The sequence below is a fragment of the Pseudomonas sp. PA-4-8C genome (assembly GCF_021606625.1).
GTDB classification, from domain to species: Bacteria; Pseudomonadota; Gammaproteobacteria; order Pseudomonadales; family Pseudomonadaceae; genus Aquipseudomonas; species Aquipseudomonas lactis.
In genome coordinates, this window is sequence record NZ_WKCD01000261.1 from 1 (window position 1) to 7,805 (window position 7,805).

9 protein-coding genes are annotated in these 7,805 nt (G+C 59.9%); 6 read left to right on the forward strand and 3 right to left on the reverse strand.

The window, feature by feature from the left end; translation table 11 throughout:
• The 4 genes from GIW04_RS24995 to GIW04_RS25010 form a co-directional block, all read left to right on the forward strand.
• A partial coding sequence (locus tag GIW04_RS24995) for a Na+/H+ antiporter subunit E (RefSeq protein ID WP_236479298.1) occupies positions 1-387 on the forward strand: 387 nt, incomplete at its 5' end.
• On the forward strand, positions 384-662 hold the full coding sequence (locus tag GIW04_RS25000; protein WP_003192168.1) for a K+/H+ antiporter subunit F: 279 nt from the start codon (positions 384-386) through the stop codon (positions 660-662). The genes GIW04_RS24995 and GIW04_RS25000, both read left to right, overlap by 4 nt.
• Positions 659-997 carry a Na+/H+ antiporter subunit G gene (locus GIW04_RS25005; protein ID WP_003192169.1) on the forward strand — a complete coding sequence of 113 codons (339 nt, stop codon included), beginning with the start codon at positions 659-661 and terminating at the stop codon, positions 995-997. The genes GIW04_RS25000 and GIW04_RS25005 overlap by 4 nt, the downstream gene beginning before the upstream one ends.
• 570 nt (positions 998-1,567) lie before the next feature.
• Entirely contained in the window at positions 1,568-1,903 is a 336-nt protein-coding gene (locus GIW04_RS25010; protein WP_034133803.1) for a DUF6124 family protein, read from the forward strand.
• Between the two features lie 218 nt (positions 1,904-2,121).
• On the opposite strand, the gene cysS is transcribed toward GIW04_RS25010, so the two are convergent.
• Positions 2,122-3,504 (reverse strand): cysteine--tRNA ligase, encoded by a 1,383-nt coding sequence (cysS, locus tag GIW04_RS25015; RefSeq protein ID WP_003192173.1) that lies wholly within the window; start codon positions 3,502-3,504, stop codon positions 2,122-2,124.
• Positions 3,505-3,519: 15 nt separating this feature from the next.
• Positions 3,520-5,220, reverse strand: a complete 1,701-nt coding sequence (locus tag GIW04_RS25020) for a glutamine--tRNA ligase/YqeY domain fusion protein (RefSeq protein ID WP_120248988.1) — start codon at positions 5,218-5,220, stop codon at positions 3,520-3,522.
• 238 nt (positions 5,221-5,458) lie between these two features.
• Here GIW04_RS25020 and GIW04_RS25025 point away from each other — a divergent pair, with 238 nt between their 5' ends.
• Together GIW04_RS25025 and lpxH are read left to right on the forward strand one after the other, a co-directional pair.
• Positions 5,459-5,965: a peptidylprolyl isomerase gene (locus tag GIW04_RS25025; protein WP_003192175.1), complete on the forward strand. Its 507-nt coding sequence runs from the start codon at positions 5,459-5,461 to the stop codon at positions 5,963-5,965.
• A complete protein-coding gene (gene lpxH, locus GIW04_RS25030) occupies positions 5,962-6,711 on the forward strand; it encodes a UDP-2,3-diacylglucosamine diphosphatase (protein WP_003192177.1) in 750 nt (249 codons plus the stop codon). Before GIW04_RS25025 ends, lpxH begins: the two co-directional genes overlap by 4 nt.
• Before the next feature lie 138 nt (positions 6,712-6,849).
• Here lpxH and GIW04_RS25035 read toward each other — a convergent pair.
• Positions 6,850-7,805: DHA2 family efflux MFS transporter permease subunit (locus tag GIW04_RS25035; protein ID WP_236479299.1), on the reverse strand; the 956-nt coding region annotated here is incomplete at its 5' end.

Sequence of the window (7,805 nt, forward strand, 5' to 3'; positions counted from 1 at the left end):
CTGCTGGGCTTTCTCGCGCCGCTGATGATGGCGCCATTGCGCCCGTTGCCGATCCGCATCCGTCGCCCTGGGGTGATCGTGCGCCTGTTCTTCCGGGTTGGCCTCGACGTGATCATCTCCAACCTGCACGTGGCCTGGGGCGTACTCACCTGTGGCTCACGCCCACCGCGCTCACGCTTTATCAAGATCCCCCTGGACCTGCGCGACGCCAACGGCCTGGCCGTGCTGGCGATGATCACCAGCGTGACCCCCGGCACCGTGTGGTCGGAACTGGCCCTGGACCGTAGCATCCTGCTGCTGCACGTCTTCGACCTGGATGACGAGGCCTCGTTTATCCAGCAATTCAAGCACGCCTACGAACGGCCCCTGATGGAGATCTTCGAATGAGCGCCCTGCTCGCCAATGCGATCCTGTTCAGCCTGTTCCTGTTCTCCCTGGCCATGGTGCTGACCCTGGTGCGCCTGTTCAAAGGCCCCTCGGCCCAGGACCGGGTACTGGCGCTGGACTACCTGTACATCCTGGCGATGTTGATGATGCTGACCCTGGGTATTCGCTATGCCAGCGACACTTACTTTGAAGCGGCGCTATTGATCGCGCTGTTCGGCTTCGTCGGCTCGTTCGCCCTGGCCAAATTCCTGCTGCGTGGCGAGGTGATTGAATGATTCCGTTATGGGTTGAAATTATCGTGGCGGCGTTGCTGCTGCTCAGCAGCCTGTTTGCCTTGATTGGCGCGATTGGCTTGCTGCGGATGAAAGAATTTTTCCAACGCATGCACCCACCGGCACTGGCCTCGACGCTGGGGGCGTGGAGCGTGGCGTTGGCGTCGATCATCTACTTTTCGGTGCTCAAGTCCGGGCCGGTGTTGCATGGCTGGCTGATTCCGATTTTGCTCGCGATCACCGTGCCGGTCACCACACTGCTGCTGGCGCGAACGGCCTTGTTCCGCAAACGCATGGCCGGTGATGACGTCCCCGCCGAAGTCAGCAGCCGCCGCTGATTCTTCAGGCGAATTCAAATGTGGGAGCTGGCTTGCCTGCGATAGCGGTTTATCCGTCACAGCATCATTGACTGAAATTCCGCTATCGCAGGCAAGCCAGCTCCCACATTTGGTTTGGCGCCAGGCAATCGAGCGGATACGCGCCGCCCATTGCGCCAGCTCAGCATCATCCCGCTACGCGCCACACCGGGGAGCGCCCGGTCGATCAGTAAAACGGTTCTTGGTGATAACCATTACCTCAGCTGGCACCTGATCCATCCAGGCATTGAGCTCCAGCCAGAAATTTCCGACAGCGTTTTAGGGTTGCCCCTCGGAAGATCCCTGCCTAATCTTCGGCGGTCGCTGCAAATTCAGCGACCGGGTTTCGCAGCCCGGTTAAACTCTAGACGCACAGCGTCCACCTCAAGATAGCGGGCGCTTTTTTATGCCTGATGTTATGGCGGCTGTGCGCGGGATACCTTCGGGTATGCCGGGTGCCTAGAGTCCCGGTCTGCGAACCTGCGTACAGCTGCCACCCCAATATCGTTTCGCAGCGATGGGTGGTGACTCCAATACTCTAGGAGCTTCGCCATGATTAAAGACAGTCCTAATCCGCCTTCAGATTCAATCACGCTTCACACTGCTGCTCATCGAGCAATCAACCACTATCTGAACCCGTCTGAGAAACCAGAGCCGTCTGCTGAGGGCCATGGCTTGTTTACCGTGCGCGAAGGACTAGACGTCGAGACGCTGCTGGTCAACGCATCTGAGGATCTAGCGTCGGTTCATGCACTGGCAAGCCACTTGGCTTTTGAGATCGAAGGCAATCCTCGCAGCGTCGCCCTGGGGATTTGTCGGATGCTGGAGGGGATCCAGTTAATGGTGGATAAAACACTAAGCCTCAAAGACCATCCAACTCACATATAAATCTGAAACCGAAGAGTTCGCAAAGTGGGCACGGTAAAAAATGTGGGAGCTGGCTTGCCTGCGATTGCGGCGGGTCAGCCAACATTTTCGGTAACTGACACTCCGTCATCGCAGGCAAGCCAGCTCCCACAGTGGATCGAGTGAAACGTTAAACAGTGTGCAAAAAAACGCCCCGAACCAGTCGGGGCGTTTTTTGTTCAGCGTGCCGCTATCAACGGTCAGTCAGCCAACCGCCACGTCGTCCCGCCCTTGCCGTCTTCCAACACCACACCCATCGCGGTCAGTTGGTCGCGGATACGGTCGGATTCCGCCCAGTCTTTATTGCTGCGAGCCGCCAGACGCGCCTGGATCAGTGCATCTACCTCGGCGGCATCCACACGCCCTTCAGCGCCCGCTTGCAGGAAGTCATCAGCCTCCATCTGCAACACGCCCAGCACGCTGGCCAGTTCTTTCAGGCGTGCCGCCAGGCCCGCCGCTGCGTCGATATCGGTCTCGCGCAAGCGGTTGATCTCGCGCACCATTTCAAACAGTACGGCGCAGGCTTCCGGGGTGCCGAAGTCGTCGTTCATCACTTCGGTGAAGCGTGCCACGAAGGCTTCGCCGCCAGCAGGCGCCACCGCGGGCAGGCCTTTCAACGCGTGGTAGAAACGCTCCAGGGCACCCTTGGCGTCCTTGAGGTTGTCTTCGGAGTAGTTGATGGCGCTGCGGTAGTGGCTGGACACCAGCAGGTAGCGCACCACTTCCGGGTGGTACTTTTCCAGCACGTCGCGGATGGTGAAGAAGTTGTTCAAGGACTTGGACATCTTCTCGCCATTGATGCGGATCATGCCGCAGTGCATCCAGGCATTGGCGTAAGTCTTGCCAGTGGCAGCTTCGCTCTGGGCGATTTCGTTTTCGTGGTGCGGGAACTCCAGGTCGCTGCCGCCGCCATGAATGTCGAAGGTCTCGCCCAGGCAGCAGGTGGACATTACCGAGCACTCGATGTGCCAACCCGGACGCCCGGCGCCCCAGGGCGACTCCCAGCTCGGCTCGCCCGGCTTGGTGGCTTTCCACAGCACGAAGTCGAGCGGGTCCTGCTTGGCCTCGTCGACTTCGATGCGCGCGCCGATGCGCAGGTCTTCGATCTTCTTGCGCGACAGCTTGCCGTAGCCCATGAACTTGGCGACGCGGTAGTACACGTCGCCGTTGCCCGGTGCGTAGGCGTAGCCCTTGTCGATCAAGGTCTGGATCATCGCGTGCATGCCCGGGATGTGGTCCGTGGCACGCGGTTCCATGTCCGGCTTGAGGATGTTGAGGCGCGCCTCGTCCTCGTGCATGGCGGCGATCATGCGCTCGGTCAGCGCATCAAACGACTCGCCGTTTTCGTTGGCACGGTTGATGATCTTGTCGTCGATGTCGGTGATGTTGCGCACGTACGTCAAGTCATAGCCACTGAAACGCAACCAACGGGTCACCAGGTCGAAGGCAACCATGCTGCGGCCGTGGCCGATGTGGCAGTAGTCGTACACGGTCATGCCGCACACGTACATGCGCACCTTGTTGCCGTCCAGCGGTTTGAAGACTTCTTTGGTCTTGCTGAGCGTGTTGTAGATCGTTAGCACGATGTTTCCCTTAAATCACTGGCCCCACGAATCTCGCAAGGTCACGGTACGGTTGAATACCGGAGCACCAGGTTTCGAGTCCTTGATATCCGCGCAGAAGTAACCTTCGCGCTCGAACTGGAAACGGTCTTCCGGCTGTGCGTCGCCAAGCGATGGCTCGGCACGACAACCAGTGAGTACTTGCAGGGAGTCAGGGTTGATGTTGTCGAGGAAACTGGCGCTGTCTTCAGCCTTTTCAGGGTTGGGCGAGCGGAACAGACGATCGTACAGGCGCACTTCGCACTCGATGCTGGCAGCGGCCGGTACCCAGTGGACCACGCCCTTGACCTTGCGGCCTTCAGGGTTCTTGCCCAGGGTGTCCGGATCGTACGAGCAGCGCAGTTCGACGATGTTGCCGTCGGCGTCCTTGATCGCTTCGTCCGCACGGATCACGTAGCTGCCGCGCAGGCGCACTTCGCCGTTCGGCTCCAGGCGCTTGTAGCCTTTTGGCGGCTCTTCCATGAAGTCGTCACGGTCGATGTAGATCTCGCGGGCGAACGGCAATTTTCGCACGCCCAGCTCTTCTTTCTGCGGGTGACGCGGCAGTTCGAGGTTCTCGACCTGGCCTTCCGGGTAGTTGGTGATCACGACTTTCAACGGACGCAGCACGCACATGGCGCGCGGTGCATTGGCATCCAGGTCCTGACGGATGCTGAATTCGAGCATGCCGAAATCGACCACGCCGTCGGAGCGGTTGGTGCCGACCATGTCGCAGAAGTTGCGGATCGACGCCGGGGTGTAGCCACGGCGACGGAAGCCCGACAGCGTGGACATGCGCGGGTCGTCCCAGCCATGCACGTGCTTTTCATCCACCAGTTGCTTGAGCTTGCGCTTGCTGGTGATGGTGTAGTTCAGGTTCAGGCGGCTGAACTCGTACTGACGCGGGTGCGCCGGTACCGGCAGGCCGTCCAGGAACCACTCGTACAGCGGGCGATGGCTCTCGAACTCCAGGGTGCAGATGGAGTGGGTGATGCCTTCGATGGCGTCCGACTGGCCGTGGGTGAAGTCGTAGTTGGGGTAGATGCACCACTTGTCACCGGTCTGATGGTGGTGGGCATGGCGGATACGGTACATGATCGGATCGCGCAGGTTCATGTTCGGCGAGGCCATGTCGATCTTGGCGCGCAACACGCGGGCGCCGTCCGGGAATTCGCCGGCGCGCATACGGTTGAACCAGTCCAGGTTCTCTTCCACCGAACGGTCGCGGAACGGGCTGTTCTTGCCTGGCTCGGTCAGCGTGCCCCGGTACTCCTTGGCCTGCTCCGGGGTCAGGTCGTCCACATAGGCCTTGCCGGCCTTGATCAGCTCGACGGCCCAGTCGAACAACTGGTCGAAATACTTGGAGGCATAGCGCACTTCACCGGACCATTCGAAGCCCAGCCACTTGATGTCGCTTTCGATGGCGTCGATGTATTCCTGGTCTTCCTTGGCAGGGTTGGTGTCGTCGAAACGCAGGTGCGTGACGCCACCGAACTCCTGGGCCAGGCCGAAGTTCACACAGATCGACTTGGCGTGGCCGATGTGCAGATAGCCGTTGGGCTCAGGTGGGAAACGGGTGACGATCTGCGTGTGCTTGCCCGAATCCAGGTCCGCCTGGATGATCGGGCGCAGGAAATTGACCGGGACGGCAGGTCCGGCCTTGGTATTCGAGGTAGGGTCGACAGTGGGCTTGCTCATAGGATCCTTGAACAGACAGGTTCATGGCCGGTTGGGGCCAGACAAAACAAAGGGCTTATCATAGCTGATGCTGTCAAGGCGCTGACAGGGCTCAGGTGCATTTAACGCACCACTGGTAAAAAACCACCTCGAAATTCCTGCCGGGCAGGCTAAACTGCGCGCCTTGGCCGTCGTTTAGCCAGACAGGTAAGGTGCCCAGGCGCCCACACCCACGAATTCCCTGAAAAGAGTAGTGAACATGACTCAAGTCAAACTGACCACCAACCACGGTGACATCGTCATCGAGCTGAACGCCGATAAAGCGCCGATCACCGTCGCCAACTTCATCGAATACGTCAAAGCCGGCCACTACGAAAACACGGTTTTCCACCGTGTCATCGGTAACTTCATGATCCAGGGCGGCGGTTTCGAGCCTGGCATGAAAGAAAAGAAAGACAAGCGTCCAAGCATCCAGAACGAAGCGGACAACGGCCTTTCCAACGACAAGTACACCGTCGCCATGGCCCGTACCATGGAGCCGCATTCGGCCTCCGCGCAGTTCTTCATCAACGTCGCCGACAACGCCTTCCTGAACCACAGCGGCAAAAACGTGCAGGGTTGGGGCTACGCGGTGTTCGGTAAAGTCACCCAAGGCACCGACGTTGTCGACAAGATCAAAGGCGTATCGACCACCTCCAAGGCCGGTCACCAGGACGTTCCAGCCGAAGACGTGATCGTCGAGAAAGCCGAGATCATCGAAGCGTGATATTGCTGATTTCAGATTTGCATCTGGAAGAGGAACGCCCGGACATCACCCGGGCGTTTCTGGATCTGCTCCACGGCCGCGCCCGTGGGGCCCAGGCGTTGTACATTCTGGGGGACTTCTTCGAAGCCTGGATTGGCGACGATGGCATGACCCCCTTCCAGCGTTCCATCTGCGAGGCTTTGCGTGAGCTGAGCGACAGCGGCACCCCGATTTTCATCATGCACGGCAACCGCGACTTCCTGATCGGCAAGGCGTTCTGCAAAGCGGCAGGCGCCACCTTGCTCAAGGACCCGACGGTCGTGCAGTTGTATGGCGAGCCTGTGCTGTTGATGCACGGCGACAGCCTCTGCACCCGCGACCTCGGCTATATGAAGCTGCGGCGCATCCTGCGTAACCCGATTGTGCTGTTTATCCTGCGCCACCTGCCCTTGGGCACCCGCCATAAACTGGCGCGCAAGCTGCGCAGTGAGAGCAGCGCCCAGGTGCGCATGAAGGCCAATGACATCGTCGATGTCACGCCTGAAGAAGTGCCACGGGTGATGCAGCAGTTTGGCGTGCGCACCCTGGTCCACGGCCATACCCACCGCCCCGCCATCCATAAGTTGCAGATCGGCGACCAGGCGGCCAAGCGCATTGTGCTGGGGGACTGGGACAAGCAAGGCTGGGCATTGCAGGTGGATGAGCAAGGCTTTCAACTGGCGGCGTTTGACTTCGTCAATCCGCAGTTGGCGCTGCCTGGCGCATAACCCTCTGGCACAACACCGATCAACCTGTGGGAGCTGGCTTGCCTGCGATAGCATCACCTCGGTGCATCTGATACACCGAGGTGTCTGCATCGCAGGCAAGCCAGCTCCCACACTTGATTGCATTCCAACTTTTGCGGATCAGTGCCCCGATGCCGCCGGCCCCGCTTTTGCGGTAAACGGCGGTTTGGCCAGCCACACCAGCAACATCAAGCCCATGAACATCCACCCCAGCAACGTGAAGTAATCCACGGTGGACATCATGTACGCCTGGCTGGTGAGAATCTGGTCCAGCTGGGTATAGGCCTTCTGCCCTGCCCCGCCCAGCGCCTGCAACGCATCGCGGGTGGTCGAGTCGTAGACGGTCATGTTCTCGCTCATGTAGGCATGGTGCTGGTCGGCCCGGCGGATCCAGATCCAGGTGGTCAGCGACGCCGCGAAGCTGCCGCCCAAGGTACGCAGGAAGGTCGCCAGCCCCGCGCCGTCGGCAATCTGGTGCGGCGGCAGGTCGGACATCAGGATGCTCAAGGTCGGCATGAAGAACAGCGCCACGCCGATGCCCATGAACAGCTGCACCATGGCGATGTGGGTAAAGTCCACTTCGTTGGTGAAACCGGCGCGCATGAAGCAGCTCAAGCCAATCGCCAGGAATGCCAGGCCCGCCAGCAGGCGCAGGTCAAACTTGTGCGCGTACTTGCCCACGAATGGCGACATCAGCACCGGCAAAATGCCGATGGGCGCCACTGCCAACCCGGCCCAGGTGGCGGTGTAGCCCATCTGGGTTTGCAGCCACTGCGGCAGGATCAGGTTGATGCCGAAAAAGCCCGCATAACCAAGGATCAACACAATGGTGCCGATCCGGAAGTTACGGTGCGCGAACAGCCGCAGGTTGACCACCGGGTGCTTGTCGGTCATCTCCCAGATCACGAACACCGCCAGGGCGATCACCGAAATGGCCGCACCGATGATGATGAAGTTGGACTCGAACCAGTCCAGGTCATTGCCCTTGTCGAGGATGATCTGCAAGGCCCCCACCCCGACAATCAGGCTCAGCAGCCCAACGTAGTCCATCGGCTGGTAGCTGGTGACCACCGGGC

Bases quoted from the DNA above. Each gene is read 5' to 3' on its own strand.
- GIW04_RS25000 (WP_003192168.1), top strand. From the start codon at position 384: ATGAGCGCCCTGCTCGCCAATGCGATCCTGTTCAGCCTGTTCCTGTTC.
- GIW04_RS25005 (WP_003192169.1), top strand. From the start codon at position 659: ATGATTCCGTTATGGGTTGAAATTATCGTGGCGGCGTTGCTGCTGCTC.
- GIW04_RS25010 (WP_034133803.1), top strand. From the start codon at position 1,568: ATGATTAAAGACAGTCCTAATCCGCCTTCAGATTCAATCACGCTTCAC.
- GIW04_RS25020 (WP_120248988.1), bottom strand. From the start codon at position 5,220: ATGAGCAAGCCCACTGTCGACCCTACCTCGAATACCAAGGCCGGACCT.
- GIW04_RS25025 (WP_003192175.1), top strand. From the start codon at position 5,459: ATGACTCAAGTCAAACTGACCACCAACCACGGTGACATCGTCATCGAG.